The organism is Polaromonas sp. YR568 (genome assembly GCF_943369415.1).
GTDB lineage: Bacteria > Pseudomonadota > Gammaproteobacteria > Burkholderiales > Burkholderiaceae_C > Polaromonas.
The window spans coordinates 19,055-45,716 of the sequence record NZ_CALRNF020000027.1 but is presented as its reverse complement, the minus strand read 5'-3'; the positions used below and the strand labels follow the sequence as shown (position 1 = coordinate 45,716).

26 protein-coding genes are annotated in these 26,662 nt (G+C 64.9%); 15 read left to right on the top strand and 11 right to left on the bottom strand.

The genetic code is table 11. The annotated features are described in order from the left end of the window. The first annotated feature begins 32 nt into the window (after nucleotides 1–32). Nucleotides 33–2,000, top strand: coding sequence for an ATP-binding protein (locus tag ACLV74_RS17035; RefSeq protein ID WP_411880591.1), 1,968 nt, complete (start codon nucleotides 33–35; stop codon nucleotides 1,998–2,000). Here the strand turns inward: ACLV74_RS17035 and ACLV74_RS17030 are convergent. Continuing rightward, nucleotides 1,986–2,201, bottom strand: coding sequence for a hypothetical protein (locus ACLV74_RS17030; protein WP_411880590.1), 216 nt, complete (start codon nucleotides 2,199–2,201; stop codon nucleotides 1,986–1,988). The two genes, ACLV74_RS17035 and ACLV74_RS17030, sit on opposite strands and share 15 nt — an antisense overlap. Before the next feature lie 412 nt (nucleotides 2,202–2,613). On the opposite strand from ACLV74_RS17030, the gene ACLV74_RS17025 reads away from it, so the two are divergent. The 9 genes from ACLV74_RS17025 to ACLV74_RS16985 all read left to right on the top strand — a co-directional run bounded on the left by ACLV74_RS17025 (nucleotide 2,614) and on the right by ACLV74_RS16985 (nucleotide 10,730). Further along, entirely contained in the window at nucleotides 2,614–3,060 is a 447-nt protein-coding gene (locus ACLV74_RS17025; protein WP_411880589.1) for a nuclear transport factor 2 family protein, read from the top strand. Between the two features lie 292 nt (nucleotides 3,061–3,352). Beyond that, complete coding sequence (locus ACLV74_RS17020) at nucleotides 3,353–3,865, top strand: RNA polymerase sigma factor (RefSeq protein ID WP_411880588.1); 513 nt, start codon at nucleotides 3,353–3,355, stop codon at nucleotides 3,863–3,865. 1 nt (nucleotide 3,866) lies between these two features. Further along, complete coding sequence (locus ACLV74_RS17015; protein WP_411880587.1) at nucleotides 3,867–4,715, top strand: anti-sigma factor family protein; 849 nt, start codon at nucleotides 3,867–3,869, stop codon at nucleotides 4,713–4,715. A gap of 72 nt (nucleotides 4,716–4,787) precedes the next feature. Further along, nucleotides 4,788–6,149 carry a beta-propeller fold lactonase family protein gene (locus tag ACLV74_RS17010; RefSeq protein ID WP_411880586.1) on the top strand — a complete coding sequence of 454 codons (1,362 nt, stop codon included), beginning with the start codon at nucleotides 4,788–4,790 and terminating at the stop codon, nucleotides 6,147–6,149. After that, entirely contained in the window at nucleotides 6,146–6,652 is a 507-nt protein-coding gene (locus ACLV74_RS17005; RefSeq protein ID WP_411880585.1) for a DUF305 domain-containing protein, read from the top strand. Before ACLV74_RS17010 ends, ACLV74_RS17005 begins: the two co-directional genes overlap by 4 nt. Nucleotides 6,653–6,761: 109 nt before the next feature. Next, nucleotides 6,762–7,121 (top strand): hypothetical protein, encoded by a 360-nt coding sequence (locus ACLV74_RS17000; RefSeq protein WP_411880584.1) that lies wholly within the window; start codon nucleotides 6,762–6,764, stop codon nucleotides 7,119–7,121. Nucleotides 7,122–7,521: 400 nt separating this feature from the next. Further along, complete coding sequence (locus ACLV74_RS16995; RefSeq protein WP_411880633.1) at nucleotides 7,522–8,097, top strand: SCO family protein; 576 nt, start codon at nucleotides 7,522–7,524, stop codon at nucleotides 8,095–8,097. 24 nt (nucleotides 8,098–8,121) lie between these two features. After that, nucleotides 8,122–8,592: a copper chaperone PCu(A)C gene (locus ACLV74_RS16990; protein WP_411880583.1), complete on the top strand. Its 471-nt coding sequence runs from the start codon at nucleotides 8,122–8,124 to the stop codon at nucleotides 8,590–8,592. A 26-nt stretch (nucleotides 8,593–8,618) separates the two neighbouring features. After that, nucleotides 8,619–10,730, top strand: coding sequence for a TonB-dependent receptor (locus ACLV74_RS16985; RefSeq protein ID WP_411880582.1), 2,112 nt, complete (start codon nucleotides 8,619–8,621; stop codon nucleotides 10,728–10,730). Nucleotides 10,731–10,895: 165 nt separating this feature from the next. Here ACLV74_RS16985 and ACLV74_RS16980 read toward each other — a convergent pair whose 3' ends face one another. The 3 genes from ACLV74_RS16980 to ACLV74_RS16970 all read right to left on the bottom strand — a co-directional run bounded on the left by ACLV74_RS16980 (nucleotide 10,896) and on the right by ACLV74_RS16970 (nucleotide 15,451). Beyond that, complete coding sequence (locus ACLV74_RS16980) at nucleotides 10,896–12,110, bottom strand: porin (RefSeq protein ID WP_411880581.1); 1,215 nt, start codon at nucleotides 12,108–12,110, stop codon at nucleotides 10,896–10,898. Between the two features lie 463 nt (nucleotides 12,111–12,573). Then, a complete protein-coding gene (locus tag ACLV74_RS16975; protein ID WP_411880580.1) occupies nucleotides 12,574–13,512 on the bottom strand; it encodes a tripartite tricarboxylate transporter substrate binding protein in 939 nt (312 codons plus the stop codon). Nucleotides 13,513–13,636: 124 nt separating this feature from the next. Continuing rightward, the gene (locus tag ACLV74_RS16970) at nucleotides 13,637–15,451 is read right to left on the bottom strand and encodes a CocE/NonD family hydrolase (RefSeq protein WP_411880579.1); all 1,815 of its coding nucleotides are present in this window, start codon (nucleotides 15,449–15,451) and stop codon (nucleotides 13,637–13,639) included. On the opposite strand from ACLV74_RS16970, the gene ACLV74_RS16965 reads away from it, so the two are divergent. Continuing rightward, the gene (locus ACLV74_RS16965; protein ID WP_411880578.1) at nucleotides 15,434–15,622 is read left to right on the top strand and encodes a hypothetical protein; all 189 of its coding nucleotides are present in this window, start codon (nucleotides 15,434–15,436) and stop codon (nucleotides 15,620–15,622) included. The two genes, ACLV74_RS16970 and ACLV74_RS16965, sit on opposite strands and share 18 nt — an antisense overlap. A 340-nt stretch (nucleotides 15,623–15,962) precedes the next feature. On the opposite strand, the gene ACLV74_RS16960 is transcribed toward ACLV74_RS16965, so the two are convergent. The 4 genes from ACLV74_RS16960 to ACLV74_RS16945 form a co-directional block, all read right to left on the bottom strand. Then, complete coding sequence (locus ACLV74_RS16960) at nucleotides 15,963–16,715, bottom strand: IclR family transcriptional regulator (protein WP_411880577.1); 753 nt, start codon at nucleotides 16,713–16,715, stop codon at nucleotides 15,963–15,965. A gap of 45 nt (nucleotides 16,716–16,760) precedes the next feature. Beyond that, nucleotides 16,761–17,888 (bottom strand): ABC transporter substrate-binding protein, encoded by a 1,128-nt coding sequence (locus ACLV74_RS16955; protein WP_411880576.1) that lies wholly within the window; start codon nucleotides 17,886–17,888, stop codon nucleotides 16,761–16,763. Nucleotides 17,889–18,205: 317 nt separating this feature from the next. Further along, complete coding sequence (locus tag ACLV74_RS16950; RefSeq protein ID WP_411880575.1) at nucleotides 18,206–18,445, bottom strand: hypothetical protein; 240 nt, start codon at nucleotides 18,443–18,445, stop codon at nucleotides 18,206–18,208. 19 nt (nucleotides 18,446–18,464) lie between these two features. Then, nucleotides 18,465–19,370 (bottom strand): LysR substrate-binding domain-containing protein, encoded by a 906-nt coding sequence (locus ACLV74_RS16945; protein ID WP_411880574.1) that lies wholly within the window; start codon nucleotides 19,368–19,370, stop codon nucleotides 18,465–18,467. 143 nt (nucleotides 19,371–19,513) lie between these two features. On the opposite strand from ACLV74_RS16945, the gene ACLV74_RS16940 reads away from it, so the two are divergent. After that, the gene (locus tag ACLV74_RS16940) at nucleotides 19,514–19,921 is read left to right on the top strand and encodes a RidA family protein (RefSeq protein ID WP_411880573.1); all 408 of its coding nucleotides are present in this window, start codon (nucleotides 19,514–19,516) and stop codon (nucleotides 19,919–19,921) included. Here the strand turns inward: ACLV74_RS16940 and ACLV74_RS16935 are convergent. Beyond that, complete coding sequence (locus ACLV74_RS16935) at nucleotides 19,918–20,706, bottom strand: SDR family NAD(P)-dependent oxidoreductase (RefSeq protein WP_411880572.1); 789 nt, start codon at nucleotides 20,704–20,706, stop codon at nucleotides 19,918–19,920. The two genes, ACLV74_RS16940 and ACLV74_RS16935, sit on opposite strands and share 4 nt — an antisense overlap. Before the next feature lie 138 nt (nucleotides 20,707–20,844). On the opposite strand from ACLV74_RS16935, the gene ACLV74_RS16930 reads away from it, so the two are divergent. Next, nucleotides 20,845–22,398, top strand: coding sequence for a cation:proton antiporter (locus ACLV74_RS16930; RefSeq protein WP_411880571.1), 1,554 nt, complete (start codon nucleotides 20,845–20,847; stop codon nucleotides 22,396–22,398). 96 nt (nucleotides 22,399–22,494) lie between these two features. Here the strand turns inward: ACLV74_RS16930 and ACLV74_RS16925 are convergent, their stop codons facing one another. Continuing rightward, nucleotides 22,495–24,252 (bottom strand): sensor histidine kinase, encoded by a 1,758-nt coding sequence (locus ACLV74_RS16925; RefSeq protein ID WP_411880570.1) that lies wholly within the window; start codon nucleotides 24,250–24,252, stop codon nucleotides 22,495–22,497. Nucleotides 24,253–24,616: 364 nt separating this feature from the next. Here ACLV74_RS16925 and ACLV74_RS16920 point away from each other — a divergent pair, with 364 nt between their 5' ends. Beyond that, nucleotides 24,617–24,754, top strand: a complete 138-nt coding sequence (locus ACLV74_RS16920) for a hypothetical protein (protein WP_411880569.1) — start codon at nucleotides 24,617–24,619, stop codon at nucleotides 24,752–24,754. Between the two features lie 151 nt (nucleotides 24,755–24,905). Here the strand turns inward: ACLV74_RS16920 and ACLV74_RS16915 are convergent, their stop codons facing one another. Further along, nucleotides 24,906–25,808, bottom strand: coding sequence for an AraC family transcriptional regulator (locus tag ACLV74_RS16915; protein WP_411880568.1), 903 nt, complete (start codon nucleotides 25,806–25,808; stop codon nucleotides 24,906–24,908). A 98-nt stretch (nucleotides 25,809–25,906) separates the two neighbouring features. Here ACLV74_RS16915 and ACLV74_RS16910 point away from each other — a divergent pair, with 98 nt between their 5' ends. Then, nucleotides 25,907–26,656: an SDR family oxidoreductase gene (locus ACLV74_RS16910; RefSeq protein ID WP_411880567.1), complete on the top strand. Its 750-nt coding sequence runs from the start codon at nucleotides 25,907–25,909 to the stop codon at nucleotides 26,654–26,656. The last annotated feature ends 6 nt before the right edge of the window (nucleotides 26,657–26,662 follow it).

Here is a 26,662-nt window from a genome sequence, read left to right as displayed (position 1 = left end):
GGTAAACCTCCCCGTCACACCCTGAAGGCCGCATGAGAAACCGCCCCAGCCCCCTCTTCGCCAATGTGGTGTTCGTCCTCTCCGTGGCCGTGCTGGTCGCGGTGGGCGCCTGGTACCTGGCGGGCGGCGGTGCGCAGCCGGCTTCGGCCAGCCTGCACCTGACGCAGGCCGACTGGCAGGTGGCGCAGGATGCGGCGGATTTCAGCGCGCCGCCGCTCACGCAGGACAGCAAGGCCCTGGCGGGCGCCTGGGAGCATGCCGTGCTGCCCTCGGCCTTGCCCGCCGCGCCGGATCAAAGCGCCGGCAAGGTCCGCACCACCTGGGTCAGGTTGTCCGCGCAGGGGCAGCCCATGCCCTCCGGGCCGCTCGCGCTCTACGGGGCGCGCCTCAAGGTCGAAGGCACGGTGGCGGTGTATGCCGACGGCCGGCTGGTGCACCGGGCGCAGCAGCAGGGCCAGTTGTGGAACAGCCTGTTCACCCCGCTCTGGCTGGTGCTGGACAAGCGCGCGGACGACGCGCCTGTCAACGAAATCCTGATCCGCCTGGAACACCCGCCCGCGGTGCGGGTCGGCCTGTCGTCGCTGTGGCTGGGCCCGCCCGAGGCCTTGCGCGGGCGTTATTACCTGCGCCAGTGGCTGCAGCGCGAGCTGCCCGCCACACTGAGCGCGGCCTTCCTGGTGGTGGGCATCTTTGCCTTGCTGGTGTGGATGCGGCGCCGGCAGGAAACCGACTACCTGCTGTTTTTCAACCTCGCCGCCGTTTCTTTCGCGGGCCACCTGCACTACTACGTGGGCCTGCCCATCCTCAACGACTGGTTTGCCTGGCTGACCAGCAACGCCCTGTTCTGGCTGGTCACCGTGCTGCATCTATTCCTGCGCCAGCTGCACGGCCGCCGGCTGACCTGGCTGACGCGCGCCGTGGTCGGCGTGACCGTGCTGACGAGCGTGCTGACGCTGCCGGTGGTGGCGGTGCTGCCGGTGTTCCCGAGCACGTCCGTGCTGGTGCCGGTGATGTACGCGATCGTGGTGCTGATGGCCGCCACGGTGTGCCTGGTGGGCGGCATCAGCGCGTGGCGCCGTTCCAGTGAAGGCCGGCTGCTGGCCCTCGGCCTGGGCGTGTGCACCTTGCTGGGCGTGCCCGACTGGCTGCTGCACAACAACGTCATCAGCCCCGAGGGATGGTTTCTGGGGGCCTACACCAATGCCGTCACCTTTGCGATGTTCGGTTTCCTGATGTACCGGCGTTACGTCAACGCCATCGGCAAGGTGGAGCAGCTCAACGCCAGCCTGGAACAGGTCAATGCCGGCCTGGCGCAGCGCCTGCAGACGCGCGAGGCCGAGCTTGAACTGAGCTACCAGCGGCTGCGCGAAGCGGAGATGCGGCAGACCATCAGCGACGAGCGCCAGCGCCTGATGCAGGACATGCACGACGGCCTGGGCTCCTACCTGATCAGCGCCATCCGTTCCGTGGAGCGCGGCGATGCCAGCGACCTGCAGGTCTCGCAAATCCTCAAGGACTGCCTGGACGACCTGAAGCTGACCATAGATTCCATGGAGCCGGTCGAGGCCGACCTGCTGCTCTTGCTGGCCACGCTGCGCTTTCGCCTGGAGCCGCGGCTGGAGGGCACCGGCGTTGCGCTGTTGTGGGAGGTGCGGGAGTTGCCCACACTGGCCTGGCTGGACCCGTCGAGCGCGCTGAACATTTTGCGCATCGTGCAGGAAACCATCGCCAACATCCTGCGCCACACCCGGGCCAGCGAGATCCGCGTGGGCACCGCACTGTCGGCCGAAGGCGTTCAGGTGACGATTGAAGACAACGGCCAGGGCTTCGACGTGGAAAAAGCCCTGGGCGCCGCTGCGGGGCGCGGCCTGCACAACCAGCAGCGCCGTGCCCAGGCTGTTGATGGCAAGGTGAGCTGGGAGTCGGGGCCGGCGGGGACGCAGTTCATGCTGTGGCTGCCGCTGGAGCGCGGCGGCCGGCAGCCGTTACCACAAGGCTGAGTCGCGCAGGCTCTCGGTTTGCTCGCGTTCGCGCCGCAGCCGGAGCCAGCGCCACACCTCCAGCAGCGCCAGGGCCGCGGCGGCGAGCACAAACACTTCCCAGAGCCTGAGGGGGCGGCCGATGACGGCCGGCATCGCGACCCAGAGCAAGGCGCCGAGCAAAGCCGCGGCGACAAGGTTGACGATGAGGGTGGGACGCATGGTTTGAAAGTTCACGGGTCCATTTTCCACGCCGGAGGACTCAAATCCTTGGGAGAAATACCGATCGTGGCCTGGATGCAACGTCAAACGGTCTGAAAATGTAAGCGCCGCCAGCCCCTTTCCCCCTGGCAGACGGAAATCCACGCGGACCCAGGCTAAAAAGAAGGATATCCGGAACTTATCCACATCCTGGGCGTCCCTGCATCGAAAGATGAGTCAAGGCATTGACAGGAAAACCGGCTCGGGCTTCATCGCAATCGGGCAAGCGTGAGCCGCGTGCGTGAATTTTCCCGGCAAGGCGAAGGCCGGCTAAAACAAGGCTGAAAACAATTTTTCGAATCCATTGGAATAAGTGCGAAGGCCGGCCCGTCTATGCAGAGGCTTACTCCCCTCAACTTCCACTGGATTCACCATGAAACGCTATTTCCTCACCACCTCCCTCGCCCTCGGCATGCTGGGCGCCGCCCATGCGGGCCAGGCAAGCAATGACGCCGGCACGCACTTCCAGGCCATCGCCAGCGGCGACCTGGGCATCTTGATGCGCGGCTACAGCGAAGCAGCCCAACTCCAATGGCTGGGCGGCCCGCTGGACGGCAGCTATGCCGGCACCGGGGCCATTCGCGGTGTCTGGGAAAAGCTCGGCAAGGCCCAGGGCCCGCTGAAAGCCACCGTTGAAGCCCTTGAAGAGTCCGCCAACCCCAAGGGCGCAACCGTCACCGCCAACGTGCTGTTTCTTGGCAAGGCCCCGATCAAGGTGCGTTATGTGCTGGTGTACCGCGACAACCTGATCGTGTCCGAGACATGGCAGATCGACCCGAAACTCAATGTCGGCCCCGTGGCGGCCGCGCCTGCCTACTGACAGCTCGCCCTCAAGCATCGCTGGGCGCAGGCGCACTTTGGCGCAGGCCGGTACGCCGGTGCGGCCTGCTGCCTGGCGTCTGCAAAAGCGGCAAGCCTTGCGCCGGCAGGTGGCGTGGCGCATGCTGGCAAGGCGGAACATCAAAAAATATTTTGAATTGCCTGGAATAAATGCCGGGGCTGCAGCGTCTATACCGGTGTTCAGCTTACTTTCTTTCAAGGAATTCACCGCGTGGCACACCCTCCCATGACCATCGTTTTCGCCGAATCCCGCCCGGACCGTTGAAACAGCCATGCGCGCCCGGAACGAAGCCGAGATCGTGGCCTGCATCCCGCAGCTGCGCCGTTACGCGCGCGGACTGGCCTCGGGCCGGGAGCAGGCGGATGACCTGGTGCAGGACACGCTGGAGCGCGCCTGGAGCAAATACGCCCTATGGCAAAAGCGCGGTGAAGTGCGCGCCTGGATGTTCGGCATCATGCACAACCTGTTCATAGACCGCGTTCGCAGCCAACGGGCGCGCCCGGAAGACAGCGCCGGCGACGCGCTGCCGGAGGTGGCCGACCGCCCCAGGCAATTCGACCGCCTCGAGATACGCGACCTTGACCGCGTGCTGCAACGCCTGCCGCCCGAGCTGCGCGAGGTGCTGCTGCTGGTGGGGGTGGAGGAATTGAGCTACCAGACCGTGGCGGAGGTGCTGGACGTGCCGATAGGCACGGTGATGTCGCGCTTGTCGCGGGCCCGCGAGCGCATGCGCGCGGAACTGGAAGGACACACCGTGATTAACAGGATACAGCGGGTGAAATGACATGGAAAAAATCAAACTCACATCTTCTTCCAACGGCGGCGGCGCGCCTGTGACCGAGTCCGACCTGCATGGCTATGTCGACCTGCAACTGACGCCGGCACGCCGCGCCGAGGTCGAGCACTACCTGGATGAACGCCCGGACGAGCGCCGGCGCGTCCAGCAATGGCAGCAGCAGAACGATTTATTGCGCGGCTCCCTGGACCCGGTGCTTGAAGAAGCCCTGCCCGCGCGGCTGCCGCTCAAGCCTCCGGCCACGGTCTACCCGTGGCGGGGGCTCGCCGCGGGCATCGCCATCGCGGCGGTCAGCGCCAGTTCGGCCTGGTTTGTGCGAGGCTCGGTCGACGGCGAAGCGGCGCGCCTTGCCCTGGCCAGGGCAAGCAGCATGGTAGCCGCCGGCAACAGCGAGCTCACCGGGTTCGCGCGCCGCGCCGCCGTGGCCCACGTGGTCTACAGCCCGGATATACGCCGCCCGGTTGAAGTGGGCGCCGACCAGGAGCAGCAACTCGTCACCTGGCTGTCCAGGCGGCTGGGCACCGCCGTCAAGCCGCCGGTCCTGCAGGGCATCGGCTACGAACTGATAGGCGGGCGTTTGCTGCCCGGCGACACCGGCCCCGTGGCGCAGTTCATGTACCACGATGCCACCGGGCAGCGCCTGACGCTTTACGTGACCCGTGAAGTGCCGAAGATTGCCAACCAGCCCGAAACCGCCTTCCGTTTTGGGCAGGACGGCCCTGTCAACGTTTTCTACTGGGTCGACAGGAATTTCGGCTACGCCATCTCGGGTGGCGCCGACCGCAAGGAGTTGATGCGCGTCTCGCAAGAGGTGCATCGGCAACTGGCATCCAGCTGAGCATTCGCATTTTTACTGTCTTCCGCGGATACCCGCGGTGGATGCGGCTTTCCTTTTTTTAACGGATATTCCATGACCACACAACGACGCGACCTCCTCAAATTCAGCCTGGCCGCCGCGGCCGGTGCCGCCCTCCCCCTGGCAATGGCACAGCCGGCCAACAGAAATGTTGACCCGCGCGACCGCGTCTTCATCACCAACGAAGACTCCAACACACTGGTCGTGATCAATCCGCGCACCAACACGGTGGAGAGCACGATCAACCTGACCAGCTTCGACGAAGACCCGCGCCCGCCGTTTCGCTACGTCACCAACGGCGTCGCGCCGACCCACGCCGCGATGATCCACAAGCCGCTGTACCACGGCTGCATTGACGCGCACGGCGCCGTGCCCTCGCCCGACGGCCGCCTGCTGGCCACCAGCGGCCGGGGTTCCAGCAATATCTACCTGATCGACGCCGCCGAGCGCCGGGTCATCGGCAACACGCCCAATCCCGCCGCCGGGCCCACGACCGTGGCGGACCGGCTGAGCAGCGGCATCCTGCTGGGGCGGGAGCCGCATGAGCCGACCTTCACCCGAAACGGCAAGGAGCTGTGGGTCACCCTGCGCGGGGAAGACCGTATCGCCATCCTGGACGTCGATCGCGCGATACGCCAGCTCAAGGGGGCCGACACCTCCGCCATCCGCCAGTTTCTTCCGACGCTCTACGGCCCCTCGCAGGTGTGGTTCAACCGGGAGGGAACGCTGGCTTTCGTGGGCAGCCAGAAGATGGCAAGCATCGATGTCTTTCGCGTGAACACGGGCGCCGACGGCCACTCGCAACCGCAGCGGCTCACGACGCTGGACATCAGCGCCCAGGACAAGCCCGGTTTCACGCCGTTCATGAAGACGACGTCCGACGGCAACGAAGTCTGGCTGTCGCACAAGCTGGCCGATACCTTGTCTTGCCGCTCGACACACGGCGGTTTTGAGCTGCTCGACAAAGTCCCGCTTGGCGCGATGGCCAGGCCCAACCACGTGGAGTTTGTTTCCAATGCCAAAGGCAGTGTGGTGTACGCCAGCCTGGCGCGCGTGGACGACAGCGGGCCGGGCGGTGTGGCGTCCAGCCAGATCGCCATCATCGACCGCGGTGCCAAGACAGGTGAGCGCAAGATGATCGGCAGTTTCTTCACCCGCGGCCGTGAAGCCCACGGCCTCTGGACCAACCCCGAGAACACGCTGCTGTATGTGGCGCATGAACAGGACGAGTTGCCCGGCAGCCCGAATGCCGGCCAGACGGTGTGCAGCGCCTTCGACGTGAGCGATCCCATGAAGCCGGTGTTCATCGCGCAGATACCGCTGGGCAACCTGGCACTTCCCTCGGGAGAGCTGCGCAACAAAAAAAGCATCAACCTGGTCTATGTGCGGGTCGGCGTGAAGGGACAGACAGCGTGAAATGGGGGCGCTTGCACCAGTTCGCATTCACGCCGTTCATCTGGCTGATGGCATTGAGCGCCGCCATCATCGTCATTGCCGGGATGCCGGGCGCCGGCGGCGAGCCGTTTGAAGCGGACGCTGCCGCCCGACACGACCACGTGGCCGAGGCGATGGCCGGTTCGATGTGCACATCGACAGGTGCGGGCTCTGACTTCCAGCGCGACATGGAAAAAGGCATGGGCCGCATGATGGCCGACATGCATTCGCCCGGCTACAGCGGCAACGTGGACGCCGATTTTCTGGCGATGATGGTCCCGCACCACCAGGGCGCGGTGGACATGGCGCGGCTTGTCCTGGTGCACGGCCGCGACCCGGCGACCCGCATGCTGGCCGAGGAAATCATCGCGGGCCAGACGATTGAGATCCAGAGCATGCAACGCCGATTGGCCTTGCTGCGGGAACCGGATCGGGTGGTTGCCGAGAGCGAATTTCCAGTACTCGGTGGGACACGCGGTCCCTGATCGAATTCCCAGGTGCCCACGCTGCCGGGCTCCGCCGGTGCCGTCCCGTCTCCGGCAGCTCGATGTCCCGCATGTGTCCTGAAAAAAAACGCGTCTACACTGAAAACATATGCACGCCTTGCGAACTTCTTCAATCCTGGCCCGCCTTGTCCTGGCGTGCTTCGTCTTGATGCTGGGTGTCGCGGGGGCATCGCCCATCGTTCATCCCACGACCATGGAGATCGTCTGTACGGCGGGGGGCGGCATGAAGATCGTTGTCACCAGCGATGACGGTCAATCGGCGGGAGCAGGCCGGCACACGCTCGATTGTTCGCTGTGCCTCACCGCCGCGCCGCCGCCTCCCCAGCCCCGTGCCACGCCGGAAATTCCGCAGGTGCCGGCGCGCGCCCTCAAGCCCGCCGCCGCGGCGCATATCGCCGCGCTCGCCGGCGCTCCGCTGCCGCCTCGCGGGCCGCCGATCTTCGCCTGATCGTCCCGCAGCTCGCAGCCTGCATCGCAGGTTAGCCGGCTGCGAGTTCCGCACCCGATGGTGGCGGGATTCGAGCCATGCCGCCTGGGTGGCCACCACTCAAAACACACCGCCTGCTTGTGCCGGGTACGGGTCCGTTCGCGGCCCATCGCGCCCACACGGCCTGGCAGCGTGCCTGCAACAAGGCAAGCGCCCCCGCCAGTTCTTCGTTTGAAGTGACGGGCGGCGGCCGATTGCGTAAACACAAAGAGGAATACTTTTTATGAATCAACCAGCTCCCGATCCCCTGGCATCCATAAGTGCTTTTGCGATAAAGAGAGATTGTCTTCCTGGCTCACTTGCGAACGGTTTGCCGGCCGTGAATGCACCCCCGCTTCCCCGCAAGCCGTCACGACGCGCCATGGTGTTGTCCGGCATCACGCTGGCCGCCCTGTCCCTCGCAGGCTGCGGGAAAGCCGCGCCCGCGGGTTTTCACGGCATCGACATCACCGGCGCCGGCTACGGCAAGGACTTCCGGCTGAGCGACCCGGATGGACACGTGCGCACGCTGGCCGATTTCAAGGGCAAGGCCGTGATGATGTTTTTCGGATTCACGCAATGCCCCGACGTGTGTCCTACCGCGCTGATACGCGCCGCTGAAGTCAAACGGCTGCTCGGCGATGACGGCAATCGCTTGCAGGTCATCTTCGTCACGGTCGATCCCGAGCGCGATACGCCGGAAGTTCTCAAGGGCTACACAGCCGCCTTCGACCCGGGCTTTCTCGGCCTGTACACGGACCTGCAGCGCACCGCCGAGACGGCTCGGGAATTCAAGGTTTATTACAAGAAGGTACCCACGGGCGCCTCTTACACCATGGACCACTCGGCGTTCAGCTACGTGTTCGACCCGGCAGGCAAGCTGCGCCTCGTCTTGCGCCACGACCAAAGCGCGCCGGACTACGCCGCCGACCTGCGCCAGATCCTGCATCCCGCCTGAATTTCAACCCCGAAGGAAACCCCCATGAAACCCGCCATTCACACCCTCGTCATCGCCATTTCCCTGCTGGCAACCGCGGCGCACGCCCAGGTTACCGTCAAGGATGCATGGGTGCGCGCCACCGTGCCGCAGCAGAAGGCCACGGGCGCCTTTATGCAACTCAGCGCGCCAAAGGACATGAAGCTGGTCTCGGCCAGCTCGCCCGTCATACCCATCGTCGAAGTTCACGAGATGGCGATGCAGGACAACATCATGAGGATGCGCCAGGTTCCCGCCGTCGGACTGCCCGCCGGCAAGAACGTGGAACTCAAGCCGGGCGGTTACCACGTGATGCTGATGGGCCTGAAGCAGCAGGTGAAGGAGGGCGACACCGTGCCTTTGATACTGGTGTTCGAGGACAAGGACGGAAAGCGCGAGACACAGGAAGTGATGGCAAAGGTGCGCGCCCTCAATACCGCCGCCCAGCCGGCCGCGCACGGCGAGTCCGGGCACTGACAGGCCATCACCACGGGCAACAAGCTATGACCAAAAATCCTGTCTTCCTGGCGCTTGCCGCGCTGCCTGCGTTCGCGCTCCCCGCATGGGCGCAAGGGGCATCAGAAAGCAAACCGCTGTCCGCCGTCACGGTCGTGGGCAAAGCCCCCAAAGACGGGCAGCGCGCACCGAATCTGGCCACCGGAGTGGCGGACTCGCCGCTCGAAACCCCCTTCTCGGTTACCGCAGTCCCCGCGGAGCGCGTGCGGGAACAGGCCGGCACGACGCTGCAGGACGCATTGCGCAACGTGCCCGGCGCGCAAGCCGACTCGGGCTTTAACGGTTCGCACACGCAGTTCTTCATCCTGCGCGGCGCCGTTACCGACAGCGGCACGGGCTCGAACCGCGTGCTGCGGGACGGCGTGCGCTTGTCGAACTATCCCTATGTTCCCGCTTTTGTCGAGAGCGTCGACGTGCTGCGTGGACCCGGCGCCGCCGTCGGCGTGCGCAGCGAGCCGGGCGGCACCGTCAACCTCACCACGCACCAGCCCCGGCTGGAAAATTTCGGTTCCGTCTACCTGGGCGGCGGAAGCGCCGGCGCGCAAGAAGTCTCGGTTGACCTGAACCGTGTGCTGTCGCAAGACGGTGAACTCGCCGCGCGCATCACGGCAACCCGTTCCAACGGGACCGAATGGCGCCACGTGCCTGACCGGCTCGACGGCATCAAGCTGGGCCTGGCCAAGAGCGACGGCGGACGCTACCACTTGCGCGCCGGCATCGAGGCGACGAACCAGGCCTATCGCCCGGACTACGGCGTGCCGGCGCTGAACGGCCGGCCCGTTGACGTGCCCAGAGACCGCCAGTTCGGCGAGCCCTTCGGCGACTCGACCACGAACAACCGCATCGCCGACCTGCATGGTGACATTGCCGTCGGCTCCGACACCCGCCTGGCCGTCGACGTCACGCGCCTTGAGGCAAACTCCACGTCGATCAAGAACACGCTCACCGGATCACCGCTGGCCGGCCAGCCCGCCGGCACCTACGCGCGCATGTCGTCGTGGGAGCCCGGAACGACGCGGCGCATCGACTCGCTGGCCACCTCGTTGACCAGCTGGCAAGCCATCGGTGACGTGATGCATCAGGTCTACCTGGGTGTCGACTACTACCGGGAGTTTCTGGACCAGCCCTCGCTGTCCGTGCCGGCTTCGACCAGTCCGAATATCAACGTGTTTGATCCGCTGTATGGCCGCGTGACGGCCCCGGTTGCCGGCGCCGCGTTGGCACGCACGCTCACAACCGAGAACCTCAAGGCCATCGGCGCCACCGCCCAGGACAAGGTGGACTTCGGTGCCTGGTCGGTGGTGGCCGGGGTGCGCTTTGACCGGCAGACATTTTTGTACGGTGCCACCGGCGTGCTGCCGGTCGAAGAATCACGCTGGTCCCCCAAGCTTGCGGTGCTGCATCGAAACTCGGACACCGATACGGTCTACGCCAGCGTCTCGACCGGCACGTCGCCCAACCAGGTGTCCTCGTCCCGGAACCAGTCCCTGCCTTCGCGCCGGTCCGCCCAGGCTGAAGTGGGCTGGAAGTCCTTGTGGCGCGGTGGCGACTTGATCTCCGAGCTGGCAATCTACCGGCTTGACCAGAGCAACATGATCTCGTCCGATCTGAGCACACCGTCCAACAACTTCGATTTCACGACAGCCGGTTCCGCCCGCTCGCAAGGCTTGGAAGCCTCGTTGACCGGGGCGCTCACCGACCGGTTGAACCTGGTGGCGACCTACGCCTACACCAACGCCGGCTACGGGCAGAACTCGGTCTACGCCGGAAAGCGGGTTCCCAACGTGGCGCGCCACGTCCTGAGCGTGTGGGGCCAGTACCGCTGGGATGCCGCGTGGAAGACGGGCGTGGGCGTCTACGCACAGAGCCGGCGCTTCGCCGACGAAGACAACTCAACGGTGTTGCCCGGCTACACACGTGTCGACCTGGTCCAGACGTGGACGACAAACACAGGCTCCGGCCAGTTGCTTGAAGTGCAGCTGGCGCTGCGCAACCTGCTCGATACCAACTACTACGTGTCCAGCCACCTGCATGTGTCGCGCTGGATCACGCCGGGCCAGGGCCGCAATCTGGCGCTGTCGGCCACCTACCGGTTTTGATTTCCTGCAACGGCAAGAATGCCTTCCCATCCCCATCGATCGCCGCCACGCCAGAGCGGCGTTTGCCGAACCCCGATGGAAGAAGCACCGAAGGAAAATGCCGCCTTGTTCACCAAGGCGGCATCCGAAAACGGACTTCTTTCAAGCCCTGCCGCCGTCGCTCAATCAGAAGGTGTGGCGGATGCCGACGCCCAGCGCGGACGTGCTGTTGGCGGCGCCTGGGGCGGTGGCCAGGATGCCCGGGCTGTACATCGCCGATGCGGTCATCGTGGAGAAGGTGCCGTAGAGGGTGGTGCGTTTGGACATGTTGTATTCCGCACCCACCAGGTATTGCTTCAACTTGCCCCGGGTGGCGGCGCCGGCGAAGTCATAACGAGCCTGGATGTAGCTGGCCTTGAGCTTCCAAGGCCCGGTGTAGTAGTCGCCGCCCACGTCGATGATGCTGGACTTCGTGTTGTTGGAGCCGCCGGCGGCAAACGCGCCCGAGCCCGCTGCACGCAGGAAAGCCGTGGTGAAGTTGGGCGCCGCGCCGGCCGATGCGGTGATCAGCGGCTGCTTCACCTCGGAAATCGCACCGCGCAGGACCAGGTCGCCGAGCTTGTATTTGGAGCCGATCATCCAGGTCTTGATGCAGGTATCGCCCGGCTGGCCGAGGCCCGCCGTATTGCAGCCCGCGCCGCTGGTGGCGCCCTGGTCGCTGCTGGTATTGCCGGCGGCGTTCACGACACCGAGCTTGGACTCCCAGTAACCAAAGCCGATGGCGAAGGGGCCTTCCGGCGCGTACATGGCGCCATACCCCAGCGAGCGGCCCGCGGCATTGGTTCCTGCGGTTTCACCAAAGCCCACGGAAATGTTCGCGCGAAACCCGCTGAAGACCGGTGTGCTGTAGTACAGCATGTTGTTGGCGCGGTTGCCCCCAACCCGGTCCAGGTTGTTGGCGTGAACGCGCGTGATGAAGGTGCCGAAAGGCGTGATGCTGGAGAAGGGCTCGGCGATCTCATCGGTGAAGTCCTTGCGGCGGCCGATCTGGAGGTTGCCGAAGTTCTCACCACTCAGGCCGACCACGGAGCGGCGCCCGAAAAGCGCGCCGCCCTGCGTGGAGCTTCCGTTGTCGACAGCGATGCCGCCTTCCAGCGCGAACAGGGCGCTCAGGCCGCCGCCCAGGTCCTCGGTGCCGCGCAAGCCGAAGCGCGATGCCTGGAGCAAGCCTGAATCGATGCCGCTGAACGAACCGGCAACACCCGTGGAGCCCGAGGGCGCGGCCTTGGTCTGGTAGGCGAACCCTGCGTCGAGGATGCCGTAGATGGTGACTGTGGTCTGCGCATGGGCGGCGTTCGCCAGGCACAGCAGCGCGGCACAGCCAAGTAGCGTCCTGTTCATAAATGGATTCCCTCGTAAATGGTTCATGGTTAATGGTTCATGGTTAATGGTTAATGGTTCATGGGTTCAACGATGCCGATGCAAACAATCGTCTCATTGAACGATACGATGTTATGTTTGGCGATACGATATTAATGTCAGCGCGATGTGCGTGTCAATTTTTTGTCTCTTTTGTTGTAACGCTGTTTCATTGAGCGATACTACCGTTGCACATTCACGTCGGGTGCGGCCTTGCTTCAAGGGCAGCCATTTCCGGTGCAACGGACAAAAAAAAGCCAAGTGAAAAATCACCCGGCTGAAGCGCGATGAGGATGTGAAGCGAGCCTGAAAACCAGCTCATCGCACGGCGATACCCGCGCGGTAACGCCCACCTTGGAGAAAACAGGACTTAAGCAGTCTTACGGAATTCGGCTCCTTCTTCCTGGGGGCTGTTGCTTCGTGTGCGCCAGGCCGGGCAACTCCATCACTCCCCAAGGCTCAGTTTCTTTTCCTTGATGAGACGGCCCCAGAGCACCCTGTCGCTTTGCACGATGGCCGCGAACCTGTCGGCCGTCGTGGGCGCCGCGTCCGCGCCCAGTGCGGCGAATTGCTGGACGAGTTCAGGGTCCTGCAAGACACCCTGCACGTCAAGATTGATCTTGCTGACCAGAGCGGCCGGTGTTCGGGAAGGCGCGAACAGGCCGTACCAGATGGTGAAGTCAAAGTTGGGATACCCGGCCTCGATCATGGTCGGGACATCAGGGAACGCGCGATCACGTTTGCGGGTCGTGACGGCCAGCGGAACCAGCTTTCCGGTTTTTATATGCTGCAGGACGCTGGGTGTCGCATTGATGCCCAGCTGGACCGTTCCGGCAAGCAGTTCCTGCACGGAGGGAGCCGCGCCCTTGTAGGCGATGTGCACCATGCGCGTGGCGGTTTGCGCGGTGAACATTTCCATCATCAGGTGGTTGGGGCTGCCCATGCCGCTGGAGCTGTAGTTCAGCTCACCGGGCTTTCTGGTGGCGTAGGCCACCAGGTCCTTGACGGTCTTGATACCGAGCGAGGGGTGCACCGTGAGGATGGGGGTATTGGTCAGGACCTGCACCACGGGAACGAGATCGCGCTGGGGGTCATAGGCCACCCTTTTATTGAGCAGCGGATTGGTGACGATCAGTGAGCCCGCGCCAAGCAGCAAGGTATAGCCGTCCGGCTGCGAATTGATGGCGGAAATCACGCCCGGCGCGCCCGGCCGGTTGTCCACGATCACGGGCTGCTTCCACATCTCGCCCAGCTTGCGGGCAAGAACCCGTGTACTCGAATCGGCGGCCGCGCCCGCCGGGAAGGGCACGACGATGCGCACCGGGCGGTCCGGCCACGCGGCGGCCGCAGCCGTCGCCGCGGTGTGCGTGAAGAGCAAAAGCACAGAAGCAATAGAAGCAATAGAAGCAATAGAAGCAAAAGCTGCAAAAGCTGCAACAGGGCGGACTAGAAGATTTCGCATGGTGACTTCCGGTAAGGGTGTTGATACGTCAGGAAAAGCGCATGGCTTACAAAGGGTCGGCATCCAGGGGGACCAGGGGCAGGATCACGTGGGACGGGTGGCGCGCATCAAGGTAGATGCGGTTCTTCGCGATCAGCAGGTCTTCGGATTGCGCCTCGGCGGCGCCCGTGTTGGGATTGACGTCGAAGCGCGGGAAATTGCTGCTCGAGATGTCCACGCGTATGCGGTGGCCGCGCTTGAACAGGTTGCTCGTGGGAAAAGCTTCGATGCGTATCCTGCAGATTTCGCCCGGCGTCATCAGCACCGGCTTCTCCCACGAATCCCTGTAGCGCACCCTCAGGATGCCGTCGGTGAGGTTCATCGCATAGCCGTCGGGATAGTCGTCGCTGGGGGGATAGACGTCGATCAGCTTGGCGGTGAAGTCGGTATCCACGCAGTCCGAAGACACCCAGAGCACGAACTCGATCGCCCCCGTGACCTCGACGTCGGCGGCAAGCGGCTCCGATTCGAACACCAGCACGTCCTGGCGTTCGCTCAGCGGCGCGAAGGGCGGTTCACACCCGAAGAACTTCTCCGACGCCACCTGGTTGTAGGCGCCGGCCAGGATGGCCGGCGGCCTGGACACGACGGCACCGCCCAGCGTCGGCACCGGATAAAGCGGGTTGAAGATGTACTCCCTGAATGCCGCGTCGTCCACCGGCATCTCGTTCGCGAGCGCCCCGCCCTCGTGCAGGAAAAACTTTGCGGGCAGGGCGTGCGGCAGGGGCCAGGTCCGTTCGGCGCGCCACTTGCCGCCATGGTCCAGGCGGCCGTCGCGGTTCTTTTTCCCCGTGCCCCCGCCCATCACGAAGATCAGCACGGGGGCACCGTGGTCGGCGCCGTTGTCCAGCTTCTTTAACCAGCGGTCAAACCATTTCAGCCGCATCTCCAGGAATCCCGGCGCGACATTGCCTTCAAATGCGGCGCGCTTGCCGAAGTCGACGTCGCCGGCGAATGTCTCCCACCGGTCGCCATGCGTCCAGGGGCCCAGTATCAGGCGCGCCGGCGAGTTGCCGCCGGCCATGCCCTGGAAGTTCTCCACCGCCGTGCGGGGGTAGACGTCGTACCAGGAAGAGATATGCAGGGCGGCGACATCCCGCATCAACGGATAAAAGCCCTGCGCATAGATGCCGGGCTGCTTCCAGTAATCGTCGAACACCCCTTTTTCCCATTGGTCGAACAGGAACTCCTCATACTCCGGCGAGCCGGTCAAGGGTGAATCGCCGCGCCGCCAGGGCATGCGCTTGAACCAGTTGTCCAGGTCCTGCGGCGATATCTGGAATTCGCTGGAGCCGGACAGCCTGGCGGTCTGGGCCGCGAACATCACGGCCCAGGCGGCCTGTTTCAACTCGTAGGCCCCGCCCTGGCGTATGCCGCTGCCGTAGCCATTGGAGAAGCCGCCCGAATCGACGCACATGGCCTTCAGGCCGGGCGCGCCCGCCGAGGCCAATGCCATTTGTGTGTGTGCGGCATAGGAAAGGCCTTTGGTTCCGATGTTGCCGTCACACCAGTCCTGGGCCACGATCCATTCACAGGTGTCGTAGCCGTCGTCGGCATCGCTCAGGTACTTGGTGAATTTCCCCTCGGACCCGTGGCGGCCCCGGCAGTCCTGGTAAATCACCACGTAACCGTGAGAGGTGAAAAAATTGGCCACCTCCGCGCGGCTCAGGGGCTCATGGCCGGCGCCCGGTTTTTCAGACCGGCTCACCACCGACTTCCCGTAGGGGGTGCGCTCCAGGATCACCGGGAACTTGCCGTCCATGCGCCGGCCGTCGGCGCCCGGAAAGTACACATCGGTGGCCAGATGAATTCCGTCACGCATCCGGACCATGACGTCTTTCTCCAGGCAGGCGGACGGCTTCTCAGGGGGACGGGGAAATTCTCTGGTGTTCATTTTTTTCAGGTGCGGGTCGGCAACTCACAAGCTGCGGATGGATTTTTTTCGGCGACTTTGGCAGAGCTGTTTACCCTGGCTCGTCGTATCGTCAAATGATACAGTAGATCATTTAATGATACAAGAGAGAAAGAACGATGGGGGCGCGGGAGTCCGCCGCACCGGCCGGGATGCCGCCAGGACACGGCGACGCCGGCGGGCATTGCAACACGCGGCTTTCCCCGGCGCGGGCACTCTGCGCGGGCGGTGTTTTTAGAGGGAGCGGTCGGCCGCCGGCCTGCCAGGGCCTCTCAGCGGCGAAACCGGCAGGCGGTGCGGACGCCTGATGGCGCCGGTGAACAGGGGCCCGCGTTCAGCAACCGTGCTGTCGCGAAGCTGGTGAAGCGGCAGGGAATTTCCACAACGCGGCCGATGGCGTCATGGACGGCTGTTTTCCTCGCTAGCCCTTCCAGCCCAGCTCGGCGGAAAGCGCGGCGGCGCTGGCCTTGAGTTGCTGCAAGTGCTTTGACAGGTCGGACGGGGTGCGGCCCACCGGTATCGCCATGGACAAGGTGGATGAGGCGTGGCCGTCCGCATCAAAGATGGGCGCGGCCAGCGCCACGATGTCGGCCGCGATCTCGCCCGAGGACTGGGCATGGCCCTGCTCCACGATGCGCTTGACTTCCTGTTTCAGTTTGGTCTTGCTGACGATGGTATTGGGCGACAGGCGGACGATGTCGCCCTCGAACACCCGGGCCTGAACATCCGCCGGCGCATAGGCCAGCAAGACCTTGCCGGATGCGCCCGCATACAGCGGACGGCGCTTTCCGAGCGGGATCTGCACCCGCACGTCGTGCGTGGAATCTATTTGCGCCACGGTGACCGACTCCAGGTCGTCGCGCACCAGCACGGCGATGGTTTCGTTGAAGCGCTCCTGCAGGCTCGCCATGTATTTGCCCGCCAGCCGCGTGACGCTGACCTGCTGCTGGGCGGCCAGGCCCAGCACCAGTGAAATGGGGCCCAGCGAGTACGTCGTCGCGTCCTTGTCGCGCCGCACGAAAGACGCCTCCTCCAGCGTCACCAGCATGCGGTAGGTGCGGGCCTTGGTGATGCCGGCGCGCTTGCCGATTTCGGTAACCCCCAAACCCGGGTTGTGCGCGATGATCATCAGGACGCCCAGGGCCTCCCTCACCGCGGCTACCGTGTACTCCATATCCATCCTCGGTTTGTTGGTTTCGAGGAGGGATTATGTCAGCTATTACTGCATCATCTTCCCGTCGGAAGCCAGGATTCCGATGTTGACGTAGGTGGATCCCGAGTGGTTTTTCGGGGAGAAAGCGATGGAAAGACCGCCCGCGTCAAAACTGCCCAGGCGCTCAAGGCTTTGCCTCAGTTTCGCCGGCGTCGGGTTGGGGCCGGCCTGCCGCAGCGCCTCCACCAGCACCTTGGCGGCGATGTAGCCCTCCAGCGCGCCCTGGGTCAACTCGAAGTTCGCGTCCCGGTACTTCCTCACGTTGTCCTGGAACTCCCGCACCACGCTGGTCCTGCGGTTGGCCGGGTCGGGCACCACCTGCGCGATGCCCAGGCCGCGGGCATCGATGCGGCCGATCAGCTTGACCACCGTCGCGGCATCCACCGTCGAGAACGCCAGGAGCTGGACACGCTGGCCGCCGTTCTGGTTCAGGCCTTTGTAGAGTTCCGCCGCCGCGCTGCTCACGCTCGCCGCGATGATCGCGTCCGGCGACGCCGCGCGAAGGGCGGCCAGCGCGGGTTTGACCTCATTGCTGTTGAGTTCATACGAAGCCACCGCGACCGGCTTGAGCCCCGCCCTTTTCATCGCCTCTTCCGTGTGCCTGGCGGCCTCTTTGCCGAACGCCGTGTTCTCATGAAAGATGGCGATCTTCTTGAAGCCTATGGTGTTGAGGTGGTTGACGATTTTTTCCGCTTCGACCGCATAGCTGGCCCGCGTATGAAACAGCCACGGGTTGACGGGCTGGTGCAGGGAAGCGGCGCCGGTGCGGATGCCGACGACGGGAAGCTCCGCCTTGTCGAGCACACCTTCCTTCAACAGCGCATCCATAGGCGCCGTTCCCTGCAGGGCGATCAGCGCGATGGGCTGGTACTGCTCGATGAGCTCACGTGTTTTGGGAACCGAATCGGCGACCACCACGCTGCGGTCCTTGGCCACCAGGCGCAAGCTGGCGTTGTGGATTCCCCCCGCGCGGTTCACCACGTCGAAGTACAGCTCCACCCCGCTCTTCATCTGGTAACCCGCCACCAGCGGGTCGAGGATGGGGGCCACCTGCCCCACAACGATTTCTTTCGACGCCGCACCCTCCCACGCGATGCAGGCAAGAAAAGTCAGAAAAGCAATTTTCAGGTTCATAAAACCTCTGGCTGGGTTGAAGAGAAACGGCAGGCGCGCGACGCCATGGGGAGAAAACCGGACCCGGCGGCGTCTTTTCCGCCCGGCATGAAATGTCGCCCGCGTTTCTTTATACGATACGTTGTATCATCAGTCAATACCACGTATCGGGATGCGATCTTCCCTTGAAGGTGGTGAGAGGCGTGCGGGCATACCTGCGGATGCGCCGCCGTGTCCGCGCTTTGTTGCCTGGATTCCCGGCCACGTACGGCGCTTGCCGCCGCTGGCGCGATTGGGGGGCCGGGGTTCAACCCGGTTTCTGAAATGCCCCGGCGGTTCTATCGGGGCAGCCCGGCCTCGAAGTGTTCCAGTTCCTCCTCCACCGTCGCCCCGCGGCCGCTGAAATCCCGCCCGGCCTGGCCGTACCAGTATTGGGCGTTTCCCAGGTCGCCTTCCTGGATGTGCAGGATGCCGTGCAGCCAGGCGGCCGGCGCCGATTCATCGCTTTGCACCAGCATGTGTGCCTCATCCCAGCGCCCCGCGCGCATGTGGACCAGGGCTTGGCGAAGAATATCCATGGGTGGCTCCTTGTATTTTTTAATGGGCATGCCGCGCCATCAGCCCGGCGATCCAGTCGATGAACACCCGCAGTTTGGCGCTGACATGCCGGTTGGGCGCAAAAGCCACGTACAGGGGCATGGTATCCAGGCGCCAGTCCTTGAACAGGGGCAGCAGTTCGCCGCGAACCACGTGCGCCCGGGCCATGTAGTCCGGCAGCCAGAGCACGCCCAGGCCCGCCAGGCCGGCCGCGAGGTAGGCGTTGCCGTCGTCAAACGAGAACAGGTGGCGGCCTTGCACCTTGATGCTTTCGCCTTTGCGGTGCATGGCGTAGGGAAAGGCCTTGCCGGTGCGCGCCCACAGAAAGCCCACGATGCGGTGATGCGTGTCCTCCAGCTCGTGCGGGTGCGCGGGCGTGCCGGCACGCTCCAGGTAGCCCGGCGCGGCGTACACCCCCAGCCGCAGGTCGGCCACCTTGCGGGCCATCAGCGACAGGTCGGTCAGTTCGCCGCCGCGCACGACGCAATCCACGTTGTCGCCTATCACGTCCACCATGCGGTCGCTGACCCCCATGTCGAGCTGGATCTCGGGGTAGCGCGCGTGGAATGCCGGCAGGGCCGGCACCAGGACCAAACGGGCCAGCGGGCTGGGCACATCGACCCTGAGCCGGCCCCGGGGCGACGCCGACGCGGCGGACAGGCTGGTCTCGGCATCGTCCATGTCGGCCAGGACGCGCAGCACGCGCTCGTAGTAGGCCGCGCCGTCGGCCGTGACATGGACCTGGCGTGTAGTGCGGTTAAGCAGCTTGACGCGCAAGCGCGCCTCCAGCTGCTGCACCAGTTGCGTCACGCTGGTCTTGCTCATATGGAGCGTGCCGGCCGCTTTGGTGAAGCTGCCCGCTTCCACGACGCGGGCGAATGCCTGCATGGCATCGAAACGGTCCATATGTGCTTCCCCGGCGTGAATGATTGTTTGGATTCTACGAACAGTGATGGTTGGACTTGCCTGTTTATCCGCGAAGCCCCTTGCCCTAAAGTTGTTTCATCGTTAACCACCACCGGCTTCGGCCTTGATGAAGGAGATCTTTTATGACAACACGCGACGTCGTTTTTCCGCCCGGGCGCCGGGCGCTCTATGAACGCAACCGCTATTCGCCGGCGGTGAAGTCCAACGGCTTCCTGTTTGTTTCAGGCCAGGTCGGCAGCCGCGAGGACGGATCGCCCGAGCCCGAACTGGAGGCGCAGGTCAGGCTTGCGTTCGAGAACCTGAACGCCGTCCTGAAAGCCGCGGGCTGCAGCTTCGACGACGTGGTGGACGTCACCGTCTTCATCGTGAACCCGGAGTCGACGTTCGAGACGATCTGGAAGATCGTGCCGGAGTATTGGGGCAGCGCGCCGCACCCCACGCTGACGGGCATCGGCGTGACCTGGCTTTATGGTTTCCAGTTCGAGATCAAGGTGATTGCGAAGCTGCCGGAAAGCCGGCCTGGAGCCTAGACCACCGTGTCCACCACGCCGCCGTCGACCCGAAGCGCCGCGCCGGTCGTGGCGGACGCCTGTTCGGAACTGACGTAGAGGATCATGTTCGCCACCTCCTCCACCCGGGCCGCGCGCCGGATGATGGAAGAGCTTCTGTGGGTGTTGACGAAGTCAGCCGCGACCTTTTCAAGGCTCTCGCCGGTGCGTTCCACATCGGCCTTGAGCATGTCGGCCACGCCTTCGGAAAGGGTGGGGCCCGGAAGCACGGCATTGACCGTCACGCCCGTTCCGGCCATGCGCTTGGCCAGGCCGCGCGAGACCGCCAGCTGGGCCGTTTTCGTGAAGCCGTAATGGATCATGTCGGAGGGGATGTTGACCCCCGACTCCGACGAGATAAAAACAATCCGCCCCCATCCGCGGCTGGCCATGCCGGGCCCGTAGGCCCTGGACAGCTGCACACCCGACATGACGTTGACCTGGAAGAAGCGCTGCCATTCGCTGTTGGGCGTCTCAAAAAAGTCCTGGGGCCCGAACACGCCGAGGTTGTTGATGAGGATGTCGAAGTCCGGGTATTCCGAGACCAGCCGCGCGCAGGCCGCTTCGTCGCTCAGGTCGCCGGCAAAGCCGGCCACCCTGGCTGCCGGGCCGCCCAGCTTTGCGATGGCGGCGGCCACGCTTTTCTCGCTGCGCCCGTTGATGACGACACTCGCGCCCGACGCCAGAAAACCCCTGGCGGCGGCAAAGCCGATGCCGCTGGTTGAACCGGTGATGAGCACCCGGCGCCCCGTGAAATCAATGATCATGATGCAGCTCCTTGTGTAGGGCGTCTACTGTGAATCATTTGCCATTCATTGACAATCGCCCCGGTATCAAACCTTGGCAACCGCCTGGGCATCCTGCACGGCTTCCCGGAAATGTGCCCCGATGCCATACTCCCGGCCATGGGCGGACTCGAGCAGATTCTGGTGATCTTCGGCATGGCTGTCATGCTGGCCGCGGTGGCACGGCGGGTCGGGGCGCCCTACCCGGTATTCCTGGCCATCGGCGGCGCCTTGCTCGCCTTCGTGCCGGGCACACCAAGCCCGGCGTTGCCGCCCGAGCTGGTGCTGGCCTTGTTCGTCGCACCGGTGCTGGTGGATGCGGCCTTCGATGCCTCGCCGCGCGACCTGCGTGACAACTGGGGGCCGCTCGTGAGCCTTGTGGTGGTCGCCGTGGGGCTCACAACCGCGGCGGTGGCGGTGGTGGCGCACATGCTGGTGCCGCAGATGCCCTGGGCGGCGGCCGTCGCGCTGGGCGCGATCGTCGCGCCACCCGATGCCGTGGCGGCCACGGCGGTGCTGCGCAAGCTGCGCCCGCCACAGCGGATCCTGACCATCCTGGAAGGCGAAAGCCTGCTGAACGACGCGAGCGCGCTGCTGATCTACCGCGTCGCCGTGGGCGCGGTCGCCGCGGGCAGTTTCTCCGTGCAGTCGGTGGCGCCGACCTTCCTGCTCGCCGTCATCGGAAGCCTGGTCGCGGGACCCGCCCTGGCCTGGCTCACCCAGCACGTGCTGGACCGCGTGCAACATGTCCCGACGTCCATCATCCTGCAGTTCGTCGGCACGTTCACGGTGTGGCTGGTGGCGGAACACGTGGGGCTTTCGGGTGTGCTGACGACGGTGTGCTTCGCCATGACGCTTGCGCGCCTGGGACCGGCGCGCATGCCGGCGCGCATCCGCGTTCCCACCAATGCGGTATGGGCGACCGTCATCTTCGCTCTCAATGTTTTCGCCTTCATCTTCATCGGCCTGCAGATCCGCCCCATCCTGGCCGACCTGGGCGTGCTGGAGCGCGACCGCTACCTGCTCGTGGCCTGCGCGGTGCTGGCGACGGTCATTGCCGTGCGCATGGCGTGGCACATGAGCTTCAACGCCGCGGTGCGGTGGCGCGACAAGCGCTTCGGCTTCCATCCACCGCGGCCCATGCTGCGGCCCACCGTCGGAAGCGGGCTGGTGATCTCATGGGCCGGCATGCGCGGCATCGTGACATTGGCCGCGGCGCTGGCCTTGCCCGCGGCATTCCCGATGCGCAACCTGATCGTGTTCACCGCGTTTTCCGTCGTGCTGGGAACGCTGGTCATCCAGGGGCTCACGCTCAAGCTGTTGCTGCGCGTCTTGCGCCTGCAAGATGATGACCCGGTCGCCGGGGAAGTGCGCAAAGCCCGGGACCACGTGGTCGCGGCGGCTTTGGCCTGCCCATCGGCAGCCGGCGGCCGGGCAGGGGAATTCGTGCGGATGCGCTTCGAACGCCTGGCCCGCGGCGAACCCGGCCAGCCCGCGCCCTTGCGCGCCGAAGACGCCGCGTACCGCGCCGCCTTGCACGCCGCCCGCCAGGCCTTGCTGGATCTGCGCGAGTCCCGCAGCATAGGCGACGACGCCTTCCACACCCTGGAAAACGAGCTGGACTGGATGGAAGCATCCGACCCCTTGCGCGCCGCCAACGCCGACGAGTCATAGCCCGCGGCAAGCCCCCGGCCTGTAACCCTGCTCATTTTTCGCAACCCCGAGGTGCCTGGCCTCAAGGTTCAGGGTTCAGGGTTCAGGGTTCAGGGTTCAGGGTTGAGGATTCTCCGTTCCGGTTTTCGGGGCGAGGGTGAAGAAAACAGAAGTGCCTTCACCAGGTGTTGATTCCAGCCATATCCGTCCCCCGTGCCGGCTGACGATCCTCTCGCAGGTCGTCAGTCCAATGCCGGTGCCGCTGAATTCACTGGCGCTGTGGAAGCGCTGAAACGGCTGGAAGATCAGCCCGGCCCCGTCCGTATCGAACCCGACGCCGTTATCCTGCACACAGATCGCCGCTTCGGGCGCAGCAATGTCCTGGAACAGCCGGATCGATGCATCCTCGCGCCTGCCCGTGAACTTCCAGGCGTTGCTGAGCAAATTGGCCAGCAGTGGCCTGACCAGGCTCAGGTCCGCCTGCACCCGGAGTGATTCCGGCGCATCGAATCGGACCTTGCGCTCGGGAGCCTGGTCCTGCAGTTCCTCCAGAATTTCCCTGGCAAGCGGGACAAGGTCCACATTCCTGATGTTCAGCTGGGCTGTCGAAGCCCGGGACAATGCCAACAGGTCGTCGATCAGGTTGGCCATCTGCTTGGCCGAACGATCGATACGGGTCATCATTCTTGCGCCCTCATCTCCGAGGGCGGATGCATAACGCTTCTTGAGCAGCTGGGTATACCCGGCCACGGTTGTCAACGGTGCCCTCAAATCATGGGCGATGGTCCTGGCGAAGGCGTCGAGCTCGGCGTTCACGCGCTGCAGCTCGGACGTGCGTTGCGCGACCTGCCGTTCCAGGTCCAGGTGGCTTGCCTCCCGCAGGGTCTCCCGCTCCTTGTTCGCGGTGATGTCCTTGAGTATTCCTCCCATCATGGTGACCAGCCGCTCGTCGTCAAAGATGAGCCGCTTGCGGTCGCTCACCCACTTGACCTCGCCCGATGGCGTGCGGATGCGGTATTCACAGCTCGCCTCGCCTTTTGCAAGAAGCGTGTGGCGTGAGGCCGCGGCAATGCCGGCGTCGTCCGGATGCACGACCTCAAGCCACAAGTCGGGGTTCGCGATCAAAGCCTCCGGGCTATGGCCATAGATATGCTCGACCGCGGGGCTGACATACAGCAAGGTGCGGCCGTCGGCATTGGCGATCCACAGCCCGTCGGCCAGGCTCTGGTGCAGTTGCCGGAACTGCGCCTCCTGGCGTTCAAGCGCCCGCTTGGACAGGACCTCCGCCGTCACGTCGAGCGCCATGACCATGGCGGCCTGGCGCCCTGCGAACTGGACGCCATGCAGGGCAAGGTGGACAAAAACGACTTCACCGGTTTTCTTGCGGTGCCGGACAACCCCGATGTCCCTGTGGCCGCCCATGGCGTTTTGCCTCGCGGCAAGAAAGCCCGGCACATCCTCCGCGGGGCGGATGTCCTTCAGGGTCAGGCGCATGAATTCGTCGCGTGAGTATCCGTAGTAACGTATCGCGGCATCGTTGACGGCGAGAAACCCGAGGGTCTCCTTGTCATACACCCACATGGGCTGCGGATGCTGCAGAAACATGTCGCGCATCCGGAGTTCCGTGCTTTCGGCGCGGGCCTGCGCCTGGAACAGCCGCTTGTAGCCAGCGTTGATCAGGAAAATAAGCGCAAGAGAGGTGCTGAGGACATAGAAGATCCCCTTGTAGCGTTGCGCCGATGCCGTCCACTGGGGATCGGTGGAGATCGATGCCACCAGCGCGTCCGACCCGAAAATCCACACCACACCGAGCACGGCGTACAGCACGCCGATGCCCAGGGCTGTGCGCACCACGCTTGGCAGGATTGTCTTCATGGCCGCGGATGTTGCCCTTGCATTTTCTCCAGCCTCTTCAAAAATTGCATGCCGGGGGTTTGATTGTTTCTCCCGGGCATTCGCGCCGGCGCATCACCTGGATGCTGAAACCCGCAAACTGCTTTTCCACCATAGCACGATGGGGTGCGGGGAAGGTCATCGTTTTCCAGCACGCAATCGCGGCTGCACCGGACGCCCGGACCCGGGGCCGCGCCGCATTTTTGGCCGCCGCGCGCACTCCCCGCGTGGAAAGGAACCCCTTGAATGGCCGGAAGACTTTAGTTCGCAGCTTGTCACCGGCGCAAACTACAGGTACTTTCCAGCCATGCCGGCACCAACGACAAACGTTTCCTGAAATCTGCCCATGCGTGATTCGAGCTTCTTCGCCGAAGATGACGAGCCCATGCGGACCGGCCGGGCACGTGTGGCCGACATGCTTGTGGCGCTGGCATTGACCGCGGCCGCGGCGATTCTGGTGCTCGTGGCCAGCCGGCTGTGGTGACGCGGTGTTTTCCTACAAACCGCGGCATGAAAGCTGGCTATATTGGATTTGCGATTCCCGCAATCGCACACTCTCCCTGGAATTTCCAAAAAGTTGAGCCCGGTTTATCCGGGCTTTTTTTTGCGCCGGTTGATCCGCTTCCCGCGGCGGCTTACCCGGCCGCCTGCCCGCGCGCGTATTGCGTGGGCGACTGCCCGACGTGGCGTGTGAAGGCCACGCTGAAGGTGCTCCCGGAACTGTAGCCGACGCGCCCGGCGATCTCGGTGAGGCCGGCTTCGTTGCGGCCAAGCAGATCCTTGGCGAGCGCCATGCGCCAGGCCAGCAGGTATTCCATGGGCGCCAGGCCGACCGTGCGGCTGAAGCGCTCGAAGAAGGTCGAGCGCGAGAGCGCGGCCTCCTTCGCCAGTTCCGCGACGGTCCAGGCACGCGCCGGCTCTTCGTGCATCGCCCGGATGGCGGCCGCCAGGCGTGTGTCGGCAAGCCCGCGCACCAGGCCCGGTGAGGCCGCCGTCCCCGCCGTCGAGCGCAAGGCCTCGATGAGCAGCACTTCCAGCAGGCGGGCGAGCACGACTTCGCGCGCGGGCCGTTGCCCGCGCGTCTCCTCGCTGACCAGCTGCACCAGCGTGGCAAGCCGCTGTTCGCCGCGCACGTGAACCAATTGCGGCAGCAGCGAGACCAGCAAGGCGGCGTCCGGCGAGCCGAAGCTGCAGTGGCCCGCCAGGATGCGCAGGTCCGTCGGGCCTTGCTGCGCGCCGACCCTGAACAGCCCCTGGCCCACTTCGACCGGCACGGAGTCGGCCGTGCCGGCCGGCGGCTGCAGGCTTGACATGGCAACGCCGAAGGCTGCGGGGATGAGCACGAAGTCGCCGGCCTGCAGCTCGGCCGGCTCATGCCCGTCGAGCGCGAGGCGGCAGCCGCCCTCGAGGATGACGCAATAAAAAGGCTGCCCGGCGTCCGAACGGCGTATCCGCCACGGGCCCGCGCCGACGACGTGCTTGGCAAAGCGCGCGGCCGGCTGCAGCAAGGTCACTACCTCGGCCAGTGGATCAACCATGTCGGACTCCTGAACATGAGATATGGACTCCGGATGGTAGCAAGTCCGGGCCTGGCGGCTTATCGTCGATGCATTGCCCACCTCTTGAAAGAACTTCCATGCCAACCATCCTCATCACCGGCTGCTCTTCCGGCTTCGGCCTCGAAACCGCGCGCCATTTCCTTGAACGCGGCTGGCAAGTGATCGCCACCATGCGCACGCCGCGTGAAGACCTGCTGCCGCCGTCGGCCCGCCTGCGCGTGCTGCAGCTTGACGTCACCGACGCGAACAGCATCCGCCAGGCCGTCGAGGCCGCGGGGACCATCGACGTGCTCGTCAACAACGCCGGCTTCGGCGCGCCCGCGCCCTTCGAGCTCACGAGCATGGAGACGATGCGCGCGCTGTTCAGGACCAACACCTTCGGCACCATGGCGGTCACGCAGGCGGTGCTGCCGCAGATGCGCGAGCGCCAATCCGGCGTCATTGTGAACGTGACATCGAGCGTGACCTACAAGCCCCTGCCCCTGGTCGGCGTGTACCGCGCCGCCAAGGCGGCCGTGAATGCCTTCACCGAATCGCTGGCGGCCGAGGCCGAGCCCTTCGGCGTGCGCGTGCGCATCGTGCTGCCGGGTTCGTCGGGTGAGACCAACTTCCGCGAAACCGCGCGGGCCGGGCTGCGCGGCATCGAGGACGAGGCCTACGGCGAGTTCATGAAGCAGGCCATCGCCCGCATGATGGCGTCGACCGGCCCGGGCACGCGCGCCACGGACGTGGCCGAGGCCGTCTGGCGCGCGGCGACCGATGCGTCGGCGCCGCTGCACATCCCGGCCGGCGCGGACGCCCTGCAGTGGGCGGCCGAAGCGCGCTGACCGGCC